We start from the raw sequence: 15,352 nt of genomic DNA, 5'->3' as shown, positions 1-15,352 counted from the left end.
CGATTCGCTTCCACGGTTTAACCGGGCGGCATGGGAAAACGATTGATTCCGCCGGAGGAACCGGCCGAAATTCACGAGGTGCCGCTGCGTGAGGCGCTGGAAGAGCGCTATCTTGCGTACGCGCTCTCCACCATCATGCACCGCGCGCTGCCCGATGCGCGCGACGGCCTGAAGCCGGTGCACCGGCGCATCCTCTACGGCATGCGCCTGCTCCGGCTCGATCCAGGCACGGCGTTCAAGAAATCCGCCAAAATCGTCGGCGACGTGATGGGCTCGTTCCATCCGCACGGCGACCAGGCGATCTACGACGCCATGGTGCGCCTGGCGCAGGATTTCTCCTCGCGATACCCGCTGGTCGACGGCCAGGGCAATTTCGGCAATATCGACGGCGATAATCCCGCCGCCTACCGCTACACCGAAGCGCGCATGACCGACGTCGCGCGGCTTCTGCTCGACGGCATCGATGAGGACGGGGTCGAATTCCGCCCCAATTACGATGGCCAGTCGAAAGAGCCGATCGTCCTGCCCGGTGGCTTCCCGAACCTGCTCGCCAATGGTGCGCAAGGTATCGCAGTCGGCATGGCGACATCGATCCCGCCGCACAACGCCGCCGAGCTCTGCGACGCCGCGCTGCATCTGATCGAGAAGCCCGACGCAAAATCCAAGGCGCTGCTGAAATGGGTCAAAGGTCCGGATTTCCCGACCGGCGGGATCTGCGTCGATTCCAAGCAGGCGATCGCTGAAGCCTACACCACCGGCCGCGGCTCGTTCCGCGTCCGCTCCCGATGGGAGCAAGAAGAGGGCGCGCGCGGCACCTGGGTCGTCGTCGTCACGGAGATACCCTTTCTGGTGCAGAAGTCGCGGTTGATCGAGAAGATTGCCGAGCTGCTGGACCAGAAGAAGCTGCCGCTGGTCGGCGATATCAGGGACGAGTCGGCCGAAGACGTCCGTATCGTGATCGAGCCGAAGTCGAAGAACGTCGATCCCGCGCTGATGATGGAATCGCTGTTCCGGCTGACCGAGCTCGAAAACAAGATTCCGCTGAACCTCAACGTGCTGATCAAGGGCCGCATTCCCAAGGTCGTGGGGCTCGCGGAATGCTTGCGCGAATGGCTCGACCATCTGCGCGACGTGCTGATCCGTCGCACCAATCATCGCAAGGCCGAAATCGAGCGCCGTCTGGAGATTCTCGGCGGCTTGCTGATTGCCTATCTGAACATCGACGAGGTGATCAGGATCATCCGCAATGAGGACGAGCCGAAGCCGGCGCTGATCAAGGCGTTCAAGCTCACCGAGGTGCAGGCCGAAGCCATCCTCAACATGCGGCTGCGAAGCCTGCGCAAGCTCGAGGAGATGGAGATCCGCAGCGAGGACAAGGATCTTCGCAAGGAGCTGAAGGGCATCGAGGGACTGCTGGCGTCCGAGCCCGAGCAGTGGAAGAAGGTCGGCGAGCAGGTCGGCAAGGTCCGCGACATGTTCGGACCGAAGACCCCGCTCGGCAAGCGCCGCACCACCTTTGCCGACGCGCCCGAACACGATCTCGCCGCGATCGAGGAGGCCCTGGTCGAGCGCGAGCCGGTGACGGTCGTGGTCTCCGACAAGGGCTGGATCCGCACCCTCAAGGGCCACGTCGAGGATCTCTCGGGGCTGGCTTTCAAGCAGGACGACAAGCTCGGGTTCGCGTTCTTCGCGGAAACGACCTCGAAGCTGCTGCTGTTCGCCACCAACGGAAAGTTCTACTCGCTCGATGTCGCAAAACTTCCGGGCGGCCGCGGTCATGGCGAGCCGATCCGCCAGTTCATCGATCTCGAGCCGGAGGCCGCGCCGGTCACGCTGTTCGTCAACAAGGGCGGACGCAAATTCCTGGTCGCCAGCCACGAGGGCCAGGGCTTTGTGGTCAACGAGGACGATTGCGTCGGTACCACCAAGAAGGGCAAGCAGGTCCTCAACGTCGACATGCCGAACGAGGCGCGCACGGTCACCGAAGTGCTCGGCGATACCGTCGCGGTCATCGGCGAGAACCGCAAGATGCTTGTGTTCCCGCTCGACCAGGTACCGGAGATGGCCCGCGGCCGCGGCGTTCGCTTGCAGAAGTACAAGGACGGCGGCCTCTCCGACATTGCCGTGTTCGACGCAAAAACGGGCCTGACCTGGAAAGACTCCGCAGGACGCGAATTCTCTGCGACCATGAAGGAGCTCGCCGAGTGGAAAGGCTCCCGCGCCGACGCCGGCCGTCTGCCGCCGAAGGGATTCCCGAAGTCGAACAAGTTCGGCAGGGTGATCGGGTAGTCCGCGGGCCGTTGCCATATCGATAGTGTCATGCCCCGCGTAGGCGGGGCATCCAGTACGCCGCGACTTCTCGGCTCAATCATAGCTTTTTCTGGAATACTGGATCGCCCGGTCAAGCCGGGCGATGACAGTGAGGGTGTGGCGCGCAAACGCGCGGCAGATAGCCGTGTGCGCATGAGTGCTTTCATCGAACGGGCACGAACATTGCTTTTTCCTGGCGACTGCAAACGTTTCAGTCAAAACGGCAAAGGCACCAATGTCCAAACTGAAGGCTTTCATTCCAGCGCTGCTCGCCTTGGCGCTGACCGCGGCGCAGGCGCATGCGGCAGGCAATCTCGTCGCGGTGCTCGAGGCGGAGATCGTCACGCTCGATCCGCATTTCTCCACGGCCTATATTTCGCGCACGTTCGGCTACATGGTGTTCGACACGCTGTTTGCGAAGGATTCCAAAGGCGAGATCAAGCCGCAGATGGTGCAGGACTGGAAGGTCTCCGCCGACGGTTTGACCTACAGTTTCACGCTGCGCGATGGCCTGAAATGGCATGACGTCCAGCCGGTCACCGCCGCCGATTGCGTCGCTTCGCTGCGGCGCTGGGGCACCCGCAGTGCGCTCGGCCGCCGCATCTTCGCGATCACGGCCTCGCTCGAACCGACCGACGCAAAAACCTTCGTGCTGACGCTGAAGGAGCCGTCTGGTCTCGTCATCGACGCACTCGGCAATCCCGTCAGCCCGGTCGCCTTCATGATGCCTGAGCGCATTGCCAAAACGCCCGGCGACCAGCGCATCACCGAGATCGTCGGCTCCGGCCCGTTCGTCTACAGCAAGGCCGGTCACCGCACCGGCGATCGCATGGTCCTGAAGAAGTTCGCCGACTATGTGCCGCGTCCCGAGCCTGCCGACTTCCTCGCCGGCGGCAAGCGCGTCAACCTCGATACGCTCGAGATCCGCGTCATTCCAGATGGCGCGACTGCAGCCTCCGCGCTGCAGGCCGGCGAAGTCGATTTCATGCAATACGCGCCGTTCGATCTGCTGCCGACCATGGAGAAGAACTCACGGGTGAAGCTGGTCAATTTCACCGGCGGCAACATGTTCGCCGGAGCTTATCGCCTCAATGCCGCATCAAAGCCGTTCGACGATCCCGCGATCAGACGCGTGTTGTGGAAGCTGGTCGATCAGCGCGAAGTGCTGGACGCACTCGGCCTGGACGCCAAATACGCGGCACCTTGCGCGACGTACTTCACCTGCGGCACCACCTATGACAGCAAGGCCGGGACTGACGCCGCGGTCAGTCCATCGATCGAGGCGGCAAGGGCCGCGCTGAAGGCGACGAAATACGCCGGTGAGCCTGTCGTGGTGATGGAGGCCAACGATCTTGAAGCTCCGCGCGTCTCGGCGCAGGTGCTGGCGGAGCGGCTGAAGCAGGCCGGCTTCACCGTCGATCTCCAGGTGATGGACTGGGCGAGCGTGCTGGCGCGCCGCGCCAAGAAGGAGGGCTGGAGCGTCTATGGCGTCCATGCCGGCGGTTTCGATCTCGGTTCGCCCTTGACCAACGTCATGGTCGCCTTCAATTGCGCCGACTTCACCGGCTGGCAGTGCGACGCGCGCATCACGCCGCTGATGGAGGCCTTTGCCAAGGCGCCCGCCGAGGAGGATCGCAAGAAGATAGCAGGCGAGATCCAGGCCGTCATGTACGATCAGGCACCCGCTATACCGTGGGGCCAGTTCGCACAGCCTGCCGCCTCTCGCGCCAGTTTGCGCGGTCTGATACCGTCCGCCATCCCGGTGTTCTGGAACGTTGAGAAGTAGCCCGATGTACGATGTCATTGTTGTCGGCGGCGGCTCCGCCGGCGCCGCCGTTGCGGCACGGCTCTCGGAAGATCCCGCACGCCGCGTCCTGCTGCTGGAGGCCGGTCTGGACTGGCGCGCCGACGAGGCGCCCTGGGAGGTGAGGACGCCAAATCCCATCCCGATCATCCACAAGCGCGAGTACCAGGAGAAATGGCAATGGCCTGATCTGCTGACGCGCCGTGTGGCCGGCCAGGAGCCGCGCTTCTACTGGCGCGGCAAGGGGCTCGGCGGCTCGTCGATGATGAACGGCCAGATCGCCATCCGCGGCGTCGCCGATGCGTTCGACGAATGGGCGGCCAATGGCTGCACCGGCTGGTCGGCGAAGGACGTGATGCCGTTGTTCTCGGTGATCGAGGATGATCTGGAATTCGGCGACGCCGCCGGCCACGGACGCGGCGGACCGCTGCCGGTCTATCGCGCGCCGCCGGAAAAATGGGGGCCGATCGATCGCGGCTTGCGCGATGCAGCGCTGGCGAGCGGCTATCCCTGGTGCGCCGACGTCAACGGTGCTGACGGCGAGGGCGTCGCCTGCTATCCCATCAACAGCCGCGACAGCCGCCGCATCACCACCAATGAGGGCTACCTGGAGCCCGCGCGCGGCCGCGCCAATCTGGACATTCGCGGGCGTGCGTTGGTCGATCGCGTGCTGATCAGCGACGGCCGGGCGACCGGCCTCCGTGTTCACATCGAGGGGCAGGGCACCAGTGAGATCAGCGCGCGCCAGATCGTGCTGTGCGCCGGCGCCATCCACAGTCCGGCAATCCTGCTGCGCTCGGGCATCGGCCCCGCCGATGAGCTGAAGGCGATGGGGATCGCGGTCGAGCGCGACCTGCCGGTCGGCAAGCACTTCTTCGACCATCCGCTGTTTCGCGCCACGATCCAGCTCCATGAAAACCTGCGGCCGACCGATCCGGACACCCGCCACACCAATTGCTGCGTGACCTATTCCTCGGGCCTCGCCGACGGAGGCAAGCGCGACATGATCCTGATCGCCTTCAACCACCGCGGCATCGGTGTGCCAGGGGCGATCGGCGCCGGGCTGTTCAACGCCTATTCGCGTGGCACGCTCAAGCTGGCCTCGACCGCCCCTGCGATCGATCCTGTCGTCGAGGAGAACATGCTGGCCGATCCCCGCGACATGCTGCGCATGATGGACGCGGTGAGGCGGCTCGCCGTGATCACCTCCCAGCCGGAGCTATCAGGCATCGCCGACTGGATCCGGCTCGCCGACACCGATCTGACGCTGCCGCAAGCTGCGGCCTTGCCGGATCACAAGCTCGACGCGCTGCTGCGCCGTGAGACCGGCGACATCCAGCATGCCGCCGGAAGCTGCCGCATGACCGGCTTTGAGAACGCCGAGGGCGTGGTCAATCCTGATGGTACGGTGAAGGGCATCGCGGGCTTACGCGTCGCCGACGCCTCGATCATGCCATCGGATTGCCGGGCCAACACCCACTTCACGACGGTGGTGATTGGCGAGGCGATCGCGCGAATGATGATGCGCTAGACGGCAGCATCGCCGGCGCGCAGACGAAGACCTATCGCTCGACGGCCAGGCCGAACAGCGGTCGGAGGTGTGTTCCCAGAATGTTGCCGACGAAAGCCGCGACCAGCCAGCACCAGCCATGCAGGCTGCCCGATGCGATCCCGCTGAAATAAGCGCCGATATTGCAGCCATAGGCGAGCCGGGCGCCATAGCCGAGCAGCAGGCCGCCGATAATGGCAGCGAGGAGCGAGGATGCGGAGATGCGCCATGTCGGATGGAATTTTCCGGCGAGACCTGCGGCCAGCAACGCTCCCAGGATGATGCCGAAATCCATCACGGAGGTGATGTCGGCGAAGACGCTTTGGTGCAGCGATGCGGCACGAGCGCCCTGCCAATAGGGCCATGACGCGACGTCGACACCGAGGCTCATCAGTATCTTCGATCCCCAGAGCGCGAAAGCGGAGGTGATGCCCCAGGGCCGTCCTGCAAGATACAAAGTGGCGAAATTTCCGATCGCGAGCAGGATCGCGCCCCATAGGAGCGGCCACGGCCCCTGCATGAAGCGGCGGGCGCCACGCAGCTTCGTCCGCGCTCCCGGCTCGAGTTCGCCGTGCCGGCCGATCTCGGCCCTGATGGTGATGAGATAGGTCGCAGCCATGACGGCCCAGCAGAGCCCGAGCGCCGGCAACCATCCGAGCCGTTCGATCAACGAGACGGCGCCGATGTTCGGCAGCCCGCTCCACCACGGCAGATGCAATGCACCGAGCGTCGATCCGGCGATGAAGGCCGCCAGGGTCACCAGCATGCGGGTGTTGCCGCCGCCGGCGGTATAAAGCGTTCCCGACGCGCAGCCGCCGCCAAGCTGCATTCCAAGGCCGAACAGGAAGGCCCCGGTCAGCATGCCCACGCCCACCGCGCCGAGTTCGCCATGCACGGCAACGCCGAACAGCGTGCCTTGCGCCAGGGCCGGAAAGAACAGGGCCGTCGCCAGCGCAAGCATGACCATTTGCGCACGGAGGCCGGCACCTCTTCGCGCGACAATGAAGACGCGCCAGGCCGAGGTGAACCCGAACAGCGCATGATACAGCGTCAGGCCAAGTGCGCCTCCGAGAAGAAACAACAATCCCTGTTGCCAGGAGATCGTGCCTGACAAGGCTGCCGCGCCCGCCAGAAGAATTGCCGCCGCGACAGCGACGACCGTGAGATTGGCGCCGTGGCGGTCATTGTCAGGGGCAAGCAGCCGTGCATCGATGGATAGATCGGTCATGGCTCATCCAAAAAGAGGATTTCTTCGGCAGTGGGAGCTAACCAGGGCGAATTCTCCCCGTTCCAATCTTCCAGCTTGGAACTGATGCGATGGCGCTAGGAAAAGGCTGTCATGCCCCGGGTCGACCGGGGCATCCAGTACGCCGCGGCTTCTCTTCTCGATCATGATCGTCTCGGAGTACTGGGTCGCCCGGTCAAGCCGGGCGACGACACCGAGGGTGAGGTTCGCCCAGCCACCGCTCCGTTCCACGTTTCAAACAGCGGACGAGCGTTCGCGATCTCGCGGCGCGTTCCGCCCGAGTTTTGCTTCGTCGCATCGCCCTTAGTGAGACAAGGGCGCAGGGAAGGCCGGGCGCCGGCTGGCACCCGCAGGTCCGTGCGCGATAGAAATGCACACGGGGTGGACCACAGGTTCGCCGGATCGCCCGGCCTTCCCTGCGCGATGGTTTTAACGTGTCCTTCGTGCTCTCCCCGGGGAGCGATGCACTATTGCCCCCGTCGCCATGCAGATGACTGATGCGCGCGCCCGGTTGGACCGCCACATCACCGCAGGACTTGACGCACAGACCCCGGGCGTCAGGACCACACGACTTGTTCGTCCGCGCACGTCTTCGCTGAGACTTCGAGTGCTGGCGTGTGCTCACACCCGAAACCATGCGAAGACGCTGTCGGCGCCGTGTCGTAGGCGCGAAAGCCATTGCTCACAGCCGAAGCCGCCCTGCAATGCCGATCGTACTCGACGCCGTCGCGTCCATCGCACCCCAGCCCGCGGTTCGTGACGATCGCGATCCGCCCCTTGTCTCGGGCCAGGGTGCGTCACTTGTACGTCAAAACCGAATTTCGGTAAAGTGGAATATTGTGTGAAGTGGGGCTTGACAAGCGGGGTGCCGGAAGTGGTCGCGTCTGTTTTGCCCGACGGGACGTGATGCCGAGCTTGCTCATCCACGGTTCATGACCCCATGCGGACTTTCCGTTCGATAACTTTGCCTGTATCCATCCGGATCATAGGGACGTTCTTAACCGGCTCATTCATTTTCGTCGGACTCGCTGTGGCAGCATTTTGCCTTGGGCAAGGGGCCAGACGGCGTTTCCCAAAGACCTATGCGAGCGTGGATAGAGTCTTATCCAGCATCGACCTAGTGTTGTTAGTAGCGGTGCTTTTTGTATTGTTTTACATGACGTGTTGAATAAGTGCGCGACCGCCTAACAAGGTTCGACCTCATTCAACTCCGCGACTGGCCCAAGGCCACCATGCTGCCCAGTCGGATTCAACGTTCCTTTCGATAGAAGCTGGACGCAACGAACCAATTAGTTCGCGTCCTAGATCACCCCCGCCAACCGCAGCGCCACGCCGGCGACGCAGCTGCCCGCCAGCACCGTCAACATCCCCAGCTTGAACCGGAAGATCGCGGTTGCGGCCGCGATCGACAGCAGCAGCGCCGGCACATCGACGCTGGTCAGCACCGGCATGTCGAAGGCAAACGGGAAGCTGTGCACCGGCACAGTCTCGCGGAACAGCGTGTGCAGCGCGAACCAGATCGAGAGGTTGAGGATCACGCCGACGACGGCGGCCGTGATCGCACTGAGCGCACCGCCGAGGCCCTTGTTGCCGCGCAGCCGTTCGACGTAGGGGGCGCCTACGAAAATCCAGAGGAAGCAGGGCGTGAAGGTGACCCAGGTCGCGAGCAATCCGCCGAGCGTGGCCGCAAGCATCGGCGACAGGCCGCTGGCGTCGCGGTAGGCGGCCATGAAGCCCACGAACTGGAGCACCATGATCAGCGGGCCCGGCGTGGTCTCGGCCATGCCAAGACCGTCGAGCATCTCGTGCGGCTTCAGCCAGTGATAGTGCTCGACCGCCTGCTGGGCGACATAGGCCAGCACTGCGTAGGCGCCACCGAAGGTGACCAGCGCCATCTTCGAGAAGAACAGCGCAATGTGGCTGAAGACGTTGTCTTGTCCGACAGTGAGCACCAGCGCGATCACCGGCACCAGCCAGAGCGCCAGCCACAACGCGCCGACCCGGATCGCGCGCGCGGTGTTGGGGCGTACATGCTCGGGCACAGCGTCGCCGAGCATGCTGTCGATCACGGCGCTGCTGCCGCCAGGGCCGTGACCGGCCGGCGCGAATTCCGGACGGCCCTGTTTGGCGCCGATATATCCGATGATGCCTGCGGCGATGATGATGACCGGGAAGGGGATCGCGAAGAAGAAAATCGCGACGAAGGCAATCGCGGCGAGCGCGATCATGATGCGGTTCTTCAGCGCGCGCTTGCCGACGCGGACCACCGCCTCGACGACGATGGCGAGCACGGCGGCTTTCAAGCCGAAGAACAGCGCCTCGACGAAGCTGACATTGCCGTAGGCGGCATAGACGTAGCTCAGTCCCATGATGGCGATGATGCCGGGCAGGATGAATAGCCCGCCCGCCATCAGCCCGCCGGCGGTGCGATGCATCAGCCAGCCGACATAGGTCGCGAGCTGCTGTGCCTCCGGCCCCGGCAGCAGCATGCAGTAATTGAGCGCGTGGAGGAAACGGGCTTCCGAAATCCAGTTCTTCTCCTCGACCAGGATGCGATGCATGACCGCGATCTGGCCCGCGGGCCCGCCAAAACTCAGGCAGGCGACACGGAGCCAGACGCGAAAGGCTTCACTGAAGCTGACGCCGTGACCGGCATCAGCTCCTGTTTCGGTCGTACGGGTATCCATCAAGCCTTTGCCTTGTTGGTCGGCCAGTTGTGGGTCTCAGACGTGGCGTCGCGGCACCAGCGATAGAAGGCGTCGTAGAGCAGCATGCCGGCCTCGAGTTGTTCGAGGTCGTCATCATACATCCGCGACAGCCCGAGCGAAGCTGCGAGCAGGCCGGGGGCCTCCGGCGCAAGGTCGGGCCGCGCGGTGTCGGCGCCGCGCACCAGCGTTGCGAGCCGGAGCAGCGCCGGCGCGGCAATCCCGAACTCCTCGATCATCACGTCGAAGGTGCAGAGCTCGCCACGGTGGCTCCAGAACACGTTCTCGATGTCGAACGGGGCTGCCTTGAAGCGTTCGCCGACGGCAACCACTTCGGACGGAGCCACGAACAGGAACACCGCGTTTGGATCGACGAAGCGTCGGATCAGCCAGGGGCAGGCGATGCGGTCGACCTTGGGCCGCGCCCGCGTCACCCAGACGGTTCGGCCCTTGGCGTCGCGCGGCGGCAGCTTGCGGGTATCCAGCAGCGGCAGCTTTGCGTCCTTCCATCCCTCGAAGCCGCCTTCCAGCGTCTCGGCCTGGACCCCGAGCTGCCTGAGCCAGGCCGCCGTGCCCTGCGCCAGCTTTGCGCCGCGCAGGCAGGAGACGATCGCGGTGCGGCCGGCGAATTCGGCACCCCATTCCGGAACATTGTCGTGGCTGAGCTTGATCGAACCCGGGATCAACCGCCGGTCGGCGGCAAAATCCTCGTCGGTGCGCACGTCGATCAGGGCAGGGGCATTCGCCGTGCCGATCAACCGTGCCAGTTTGTCAGATGATATCGTGGTGTAGGAAGACATGATGCGCCCTCGTGAAAAACAACGGGACGCGATACTTGGGCATGTCGCCTCGTGGGGAGATCGCTCAAATCCCCATGCACTTCATTACATCGAAACGGCACCTATCTGTCAATCGGCTCGTTTCGCCGGATTTTGTCCGGGACCCCCGCAGGTCTATATTGCGGGTCAACGGGCCGGACCTTTCGGAGACTTTGTGATGCATTCCCATTCCATCGAACAATGGACCCATGACCACGCCTTTTTGGGCGAAAAGCACGACGAGAACGAGCGGCGCACCTGGCTCGTCGTCGTCCTGACGCTGGTCATGATGGTCGGCGAGATCGTCGCCGGCTCGCTGTTCGGCTCGATGGCGCTGCTCGCCGACGGCTGGCACATGGGCACGCATGCGGCGGCGCTGGGGATTGCCGCATTCGCGTATCGTTTTGCGCGGCGGCATCTGGGGAGCTCGCATTTCAGCTTCGGCACAGGCAAATTCGGCGATCTCGCCGCCTTCGCCAGCGCGATCATCCTCGGACTGATCGCGGTCGAGATCGCCTATGAGAGCGTGCTGCGGCTGATCACGCCGGTGCCGATCGTCTATGGCGAGGCGATCGCGGTCGCTGCCCTCGGCCTCTGCGTCAATCTCGCCAGTGCCTGGCTGCTCCGCGGCAGCCACGATCACCACCATCACGGTCAGGCGCATGATGATCATGATGATCATGACCACGATCATCATCACCACCACCACCACCACGACAACAATCTCCGCGCCGCCTATGTCCACGTCATGGCCGATGCGGCGACCTCGGTGCTGGCGATCGCCGCGCTCGTGGTCGCCATGTATTCGGGATGGGCCTGGGCCGATCCGGCCGTCGGCCTGATCGGCAGTGCCGTAATCGCAAGCTGGGCGTTCGGCCTGATCAAGACGTCAGGCGCGGTGCTGCTCGACGTGCGCGCGGACGAGAAGCTGGAGCGTGTGATCCGGGCGCGCATGGAGATCGGCGACGACCGCGTCACCGATCTGCATCTGTGGCAGGTCGGCCCCGGCCATTGCGCCGTGCTGCTCTCGGTGGTCTCGGACCAGCCGAAGCAGCCGGCCGTCTACAAGAGGCGGCTCGCCGGGCTCAAGGGGCTGAGCCACATCACGGTCGAGGTCGAGACCTGCCCGCATTGAGCTGCCTGCGGGAATTCTGCGAACTGACCGGGGTTGACCCTCGGTCACAGCCGACAATGGCTGCAAGGGAGGAACGAATGACGCCAAAGATCACGCTCGCTCTCGCCGTCGCTGCACTCGTTCTGTCCGGTCATGCGGCGCTTGCGCAATCCGAAAAGACCGGTGTCGAAAAGCTCTACGTCCTCAATTGCGGGGAGGGCACCGCCGGCGACATCTCGCGCTGGACGCCCGGCCTCAACGAGGGCAAGACCATGGACTTCGTCGACAGCTGCTATCTCGTCAAGCACGCCAAGAGCTGGTTCCTGTGGGACACCGGCATCGCTGACGCAGTCGCCGCGATGCCGAACGGACTCGCGCCCGCCGATCCCAAGGCGGTGACCTGGCGCCGGCCGAAGACGCTTGCCGCCCAGCTCGAACAGCTCGGCCTCAAGCCGGACGACGTCAAGATGATGGCGGTCTCGCACACCCATCCCGACCACACCGGCAATGTCGAGCTGTTCCCGCAGGCCACGCTCTACGTGCAGAAGGCCGAGTATGATTGGCCCGGCGCCAACAACGAGCCGCGATTCAAGCCGTCGCATCCGGTCGAGCTGCTTGCGGGCGACAAGGACGTGTTCGGCGACGGCAGCGTGACCATCCTGTCGACGCCCGGCCATACGCCGGGACATCAATCGCTGCTGGTGAAGCTGCCGAAGACCGGCGCCGTCGTGCTGTCGGGCGACGCCGTGCATTTCAAGGATAATTGGGACAACCGCCGTGTGCCCAGCATGAACGCCAACAAGGACCAGAGCGCGGCCTCGATGCAGAAGATCGCCGACACGCTCGGCAAGGAGAAGGCGCAGCTCTGGATCAACCACGACAAGTCCCAGCGCGACAGCCAGAAGATGTCGCCTGAGTTTTACGACTGAGGCAGCTAGCCTTTCGGTGCAGTCACGGCGGGCGGGCTCGCTTCAGGCATCTTCTTCGGCTTCAGCGAGCCGGCGTAGAAGGAGATCAGCCAGACCAGGATGATGGCGAGGAGATAGACACCCCAGGCCTGCGGCGGCGTGGTCGCCCAGCGCAGGAGGCCTTTGAATGTGCGGGGCGGGCGCGTGTCTTCGGTCATGCTCCGCTTGTGCGCGAAAGCTTCCGCCCGGTCAATCCGGCCGCGCTTGCGCGCGGATCATGAATAGCGCGGCCAACGCCGAGAGGCTGAGCGCGGACGAGACGATCAGCACCTTGGCCCCCATGACGTCGATGAGCAGGCCAAAGGCCAGCGGCGCCACAGCCTGCGCCATCCGTGCCGGCGCGCCGATGATGCCGAGGCGATAGCCGAAATCCTTGGGGCCGAAGATCGACAGCGGCAGCGTGCCGCGCGCGATGGTCAGAATGCCGTTGCCGGAGCCGTGGAACAGTGCAAACGCACTGGCTGCGGCGCCGCCGAAGATCGCCACGACCACCGCGCCGATCGGGTGGGTGAGGCAGGCGAGCCTCGTCGACCACAGCGGATGAAAGCGGCTGAGAAAGCCTGCTTCCAGAACCCGTGCGGCCACTTGCGCGGGGCCGATCAGCGCACCGGCCGCGATCGCCTCGACCGGCGTCGCGCCTGTGGTCTCCAGGATGCGCGGGAAATGCGCAGCCATCGCGCCGGTGACGGTCCAGACCGCGGCGAAAACGAAGGCGAGCAGGATCATGGTGCGGTCGAGCGGCAGATGCGGCTTCTCTGCGGTGGCCGCGGCCTGCCTCGCGCCCTTGATCGTCGGCAGCATGAAGAAATTCAGGGGCAGGCCGATCAGGATATTGGCAGCGGCCCAGGCAAAGCACGTCTCGCGCCAGCCGAAATGCGACAGGCCCCAGGCGGTGAGCGGCCAGCCGACGGTCGATGCAAAGCCGGCCATCAGGGTGATGCCGGTGATCGGCCTGCGCGCCTCGGTGCCGTAGATGCGGCCGAGCGCGGCGAAGGCGGCGTCGTAGAGGCCCATTGCCATGCCGATGCCGAGCACGAGCCAGGCCATCGCCATCACCGCCACCGATTGCGAGAGGCCGAGCAGAATGAGGCCGGCGGCGATCGTCAGGTTCGACACCGAGAGCACCTGCCGGCCGCCGACGAGATCGATCTGTCGCCCGATGCGTGGCCCGAGCAGCGCCGAGATCACCAGCGAGGCCGAGAACGCGCCAAAGACCCAGTTGGAGGAGATGCCGAGATCGCGCGCCATGGGATCGGCAAGCAGCGCCGGCAGATAGTAGCTCGAGGCCCAGGCCAGGGTCTGCGTGGTACCGAGTGCCAGGATGATCGGAAGCTGGCGCTGGCTCATATCCCCGTATTTCTGATCGGCGGTGTCATCATTCGCATTTGCAGCCCGAGGCGAGAGCGCGTCAACAGCGTCCGCGACATATGCGACCTGCCGCGGGCGGGAGCCTTGGCCGTGAGCGGAGCTTTGGCGACGCAAGGTCCGCGCGCCGCCTTTCGCTCGTCACGAATGCACGGCATAATGGCGCATGCAATTGACCTCGCGCCTTGCGCTGATGAACTGGTTGGCCGGCCAGGGGCTCACCGGACTGCCCGAACCCGAACTGCTGCGCGGCTTCTGCGAGCGCTGCCGCGCCGAAGGGCTGGAGCTCTCGCGTGGGCTTGTCGTCATTGATACGCTGCACCCGATCTATGAGGGTCGCGCCTTCCGCTGGAGCGATACGCCGACCAACGAGAGCGACGTCGTCGAATACGGCTCGACGGCCGAGGGCGACGCGGCCAACAATTGGCGCCGGTCGGTGTTCTATCATTTGCTCGAGCATGGTCACGACGAGATGGTGATCGACCTCGCCGACGCGCCCTCGCTCGATTTTTCGCAGATCGGCGAGCTCGCCGAAACGGGTCACCGCCATTTCCTGGCCTTTGTGCACCGCTTCGGGGAGACCGGAGCGCTCGGGCAGATGGATTGCCTCTACTCCTCCTGGACAACCCGACGCGACAGCGGCTTCGCCGAAGGCGAGCTCGCGGCCTTGCGCGATCTCGTGCCGGTGCTGGGGCTCGCGATCAAGTCGGCGCAGCAGGTCGACATCGCGCGCACGCTCGGCCGCGTCTATCTCGGACGCGATGCGTCAGAGCAGGTCTTGAGCGGACGCATCTCGCGCGGCGTCACCGAGCGCATCAACGCCGTGCTCTGGTATTCGGATCTGCGCGGCTCGACGGGAATCAGCGAGAGCATCGGCCCCGACGAGATCATCCCGTTCCTCAACGACTATGCGCAGGCCGTGATCGATGCGATCCACGAAGCCGGCGGCGACGTCTTGAAGCTGATCGGCGACGGCGTGCTCGCGATGTTTACCGGCGAGGACATGGCGCACGCTCGGCGCGCGGCGCTGCGGGCGGAGCATCTGTTCCGCAAGAACGTGGCAGCGCTGAACCTGCGGCGGGGCGCCGAGGGCCGGCCCACCACGTCCGCCTATATCGGCCTGCATGTCGGCGAGGTCTTCTACGGCAATATCGGCAGCGAGGACCGGCTCGACTTCACTGTGGTCGGTCCGACCGTGAACGAGGTCAGCCGCATCGCCTCGATGAGCCGTTCGGTCGATCGCGAGCTGCTGGCCTCGGCGGAGTTCTACAAGGGCCTCGACGCCGCCGGCCGCCGCTACCTCGTCTCCACCGGCCGCTACGCGCTGCGCGGCATCGGCCGCGCGCAGGATCTCTACACGCTTGATCCGGAGGTGGACGCGAGCGAGCCGGTGACGGGGAGCTACGAGCGGTATTTGGCGAACTAGGCTAGCTGCTCCAACAAACTCCGTCATTGCGAGGAGCGCTTGCGACG

12 protein-coding genes are annotated in these 15,352 nt (G+C 64.7%); 6 read left to right on the top strand and 6 right to left on the bottom strand.

Annotated features, from left to right (window positions below; translation table 11 throughout):
* Window positions 1–30: 30 nt before the first annotated feature.
* A complete protein-coding gene (gene parC / locus GWG67_RS04095) occupies window positions 31–2,289 on the top strand; it encodes a DNA topoisomerase IV subunit A (protein WP_275167878.1) in 2,259 nt (752 codons plus the stop codon).
* 75 nt (window positions 2,290–2,364) lie between these two features.
* Here parC and GWG67_RS04090 read toward each other — a convergent pair whose 3' ends face one another.
* Window positions 2,365–2,568 carry a hypothetical protein gene (locus GWG67_RS04090; protein ID WP_275167877.1) on the bottom strand — a complete coding sequence of 68 codons (204 nt, stop codon included), beginning with the start codon at window positions 2,566–2,568 and terminating at the stop codon, window positions 2,365–2,367.
* On the opposite strand from GWG67_RS04090, the gene GWG67_RS04085 reads away from it, so the two are divergent.
* Both GWG67_RS04085 and GWG67_RS04080 read left to right on the top strand, forming a co-directional pair.
* Entirely contained in the window at window positions 2,546–4,096 is a 1,551-nt protein-coding gene (locus tag GWG67_RS04085; protein WP_275167876.1) for an ABC transporter substrate-binding protein, read from the top strand. The genes GWG67_RS04090 and GWG67_RS04085 overlap by 23 nt on opposite strands.
* Window positions 4,097–4,100: 4 nt before the next feature.
* Entirely contained in the window at window positions 4,101–5,645 is a 1,545-nt protein-coding gene (locus GWG67_RS04080) for a GMC family oxidoreductase (protein ID WP_275167875.1), read from the top strand.
* A gap of 31 nt (window positions 5,646–5,676) precedes the next feature.
* Here GWG67_RS04080 and GWG67_RS04075 read toward each other — a convergent pair whose 3' ends face one another.
* From GWG67_RS04075 to GWG67_RS04065, 3 genes are all read right to left on the bottom strand, one after another.
* Window positions 5,677–6,891, bottom strand: a complete 1,215-nt coding sequence (locus GWG67_RS04075) for a YeeE/YedE family protein (protein WP_275167874.1) — start codon at window positions 6,889–6,891, stop codon at window positions 5,677–5,679.
* Between the two features lie 1,319 nt (window positions 6,892–8,210).
* Window positions 8,211–9,596, bottom strand: coding sequence for a chromate efflux transporter (gene chrA, locus GWG67_RS04070; protein WP_275167873.1), 1,386 nt, complete (start codon window positions 9,594–9,596; stop codon window positions 8,211–8,213).
* On the bottom strand, window positions 9,596–10,414 hold the full coding sequence (locus GWG67_RS04065; protein ID WP_247298211.1) for a chromate resistance protein ChrB domain-containing protein: 819 nt from the start codon (window positions 10,412–10,414) through the stop codon (window positions 9,596–9,598). The genes chrA and GWG67_RS04065 overlap by 1 nt, the downstream gene beginning before the upstream one ends.
* Before the next feature lie 196 nt (window positions 10,415–10,610).
* Here GWG67_RS04065 and dmeF point away from each other — a divergent pair, with 196 nt between their 5' ends.
* Window positions 10,611–11,567, top strand: coding sequence for a CDF family Co(II)/Ni(II) efflux transporter DmeF (gene dmeF, locus GWG67_RS04060; RefSeq protein WP_275167872.1), 957 nt, complete (start codon window positions 10,611–10,613; stop codon window positions 11,565–11,567).
* A 77-nt stretch (window positions 11,568–11,644) separates the two neighbouring features.
* Window positions 11,645–12,475 carry an N-acyl homoserine lactonase family protein gene (locus GWG67_RS04055; RefSeq protein ID WP_275167871.1) on the top strand — a complete coding sequence of 277 codons (831 nt, stop codon included), beginning with the start codon at window positions 11,645–11,647 and terminating at the stop codon, window positions 12,473–12,475.
* Window positions 12,476–12,480: 5 nt separating this feature from the next.
* Here the strand turns inward: GWG67_RS04055 and GWG67_RS04050 are convergent, their stop codons facing one another.
* Window positions 12,481–12,672 carry a hypothetical protein gene (locus GWG67_RS04050; RefSeq protein WP_275167870.1) on the bottom strand — a complete coding sequence of 64 codons (192 nt, stop codon included), beginning with the start codon at window positions 12,670–12,672 and terminating at the stop codon, window positions 12,481–12,483.
* 31 nt (window positions 12,673–12,703) lie between these two features.
* The gene (locus GWG67_RS04045) at window positions 12,704–13,861 is read right to left on the bottom strand and encodes an MFS transporter (RefSeq protein WP_275167869.1); all 1,158 of its coding nucleotides are present in this window, start codon (window positions 13,859–13,861) and stop codon (window positions 12,704–12,706) included.
* Between the two features lie 184 nt (window positions 13,862–14,045).
* Here GWG67_RS04045 and GWG67_RS04040 point away from each other — a divergent pair, with 184 nt between their 5' ends.
* A complete protein-coding gene (locus GWG67_RS04040; protein ID WP_275167868.1) occupies window positions 14,046–15,305 on the top strand; it encodes an adenylate/guanylate cyclase domain-containing protein in 1,260 nt (419 codons plus the stop codon).
* Window positions 15,306–15,352: the final 47 nt, after the last annotated feature.

Origin of the sequence: Bradyrhizobium sp. CSS354 (genome assembly GCF_029051725.1) — a bacterium.
Classification (GTDB): domain Bacteria; phylum Pseudomonadota; class Alphaproteobacteria; order Rhizobiales; family Xanthobacteraceae; genus Bradyrhizobium.
This window is presented reverse-complemented; position numbering and strand designations above follow the sequence as displayed.

What these genes read in the sequence shown, in the direction of transcription:
- parC (WP_275167878.1), top strand. Translation starts at nt 31, where the DNA reads ATGGGAAAACGATTGATTCCGCCGGAGGAACCGGCCGAAATTCACGAG.
- GWG67_RS04085 (WP_275167876.1), top strand. Translation starts at nt 2,546, where the DNA reads ATGTCCAAACTGAAGGCTTTCATTCCAGCGCTGCTCGCCTTGGCGCTG.
- GWG67_RS04090 (WP_275167877.1), bottom strand. Translation starts at nt 2,568, where the DNA reads ATGAAAGCCTTCAGTTTGGACATTGGTGCCTTTGCCGTTTTGACTGAA.
- GWG67_RS04080 (WP_275167875.1), top strand. Translation starts at nt 4,101, where the DNA reads ATGTACGATGTCATTGTTGTCGGCGGCGGCTCCGCCGGCGCCGCCGTT.
- GWG67_RS04075 (WP_275167874.1), bottom strand. Translation starts at nt 6,891, where the DNA reads ATGACCGATCTATCCATCGATGCACGGCTGCTTGCCCCTGACAATGAC.
- chrA (WP_275167873.1), bottom strand. Translation starts at nt 9,596, where the DNA reads ATGGATACCCGTACGACCGAAACAGGAGCTGATGCCGGTCACGGCGTC.
- GWG67_RS04065 (WP_247298211.1), bottom strand. Translation starts at nt 10,414, where the DNA reads ATGTCTTCCTACACCACGATATCATCTGACAAACTGGCACGGTTGATC.
- dmeF (WP_275167872.1), top strand. Translation starts at nt 10,611, where the DNA reads ATGCATTCCCATTCCATCGAACAATGGACCCATGACCACGCCTTTTTG.
- GWG67_RS04055 (WP_275167871.1), top strand. Translation starts at nt 11,645, where the DNA reads ATGACGCCAAAGATCACGCTCGCTCTCGCCGTCGCTGCACTCGTTCTG.
- GWG67_RS04050 (WP_275167870.1), bottom strand. Translation starts at nt 12,672, where the DNA reads ATGACCGAAGACACGCGCCCGCCCCGCACATTCAAAGGCCTCCTGCGC.
- GWG67_RS04045 (WP_275167869.1), bottom strand. Translation starts at nt 13,861, where the DNA reads ATGAGCCAGCGCCAGCTTCCGATCATCCTGGCACTCGGTACCACGCAG.
- GWG67_RS04040 (WP_275167868.1), top strand. Translation starts at nt 14,046, where the DNA reads ATGCAATTGACCTCGCGCCTTGCGCTGATGAACTGGTTGGCCGGCCAG.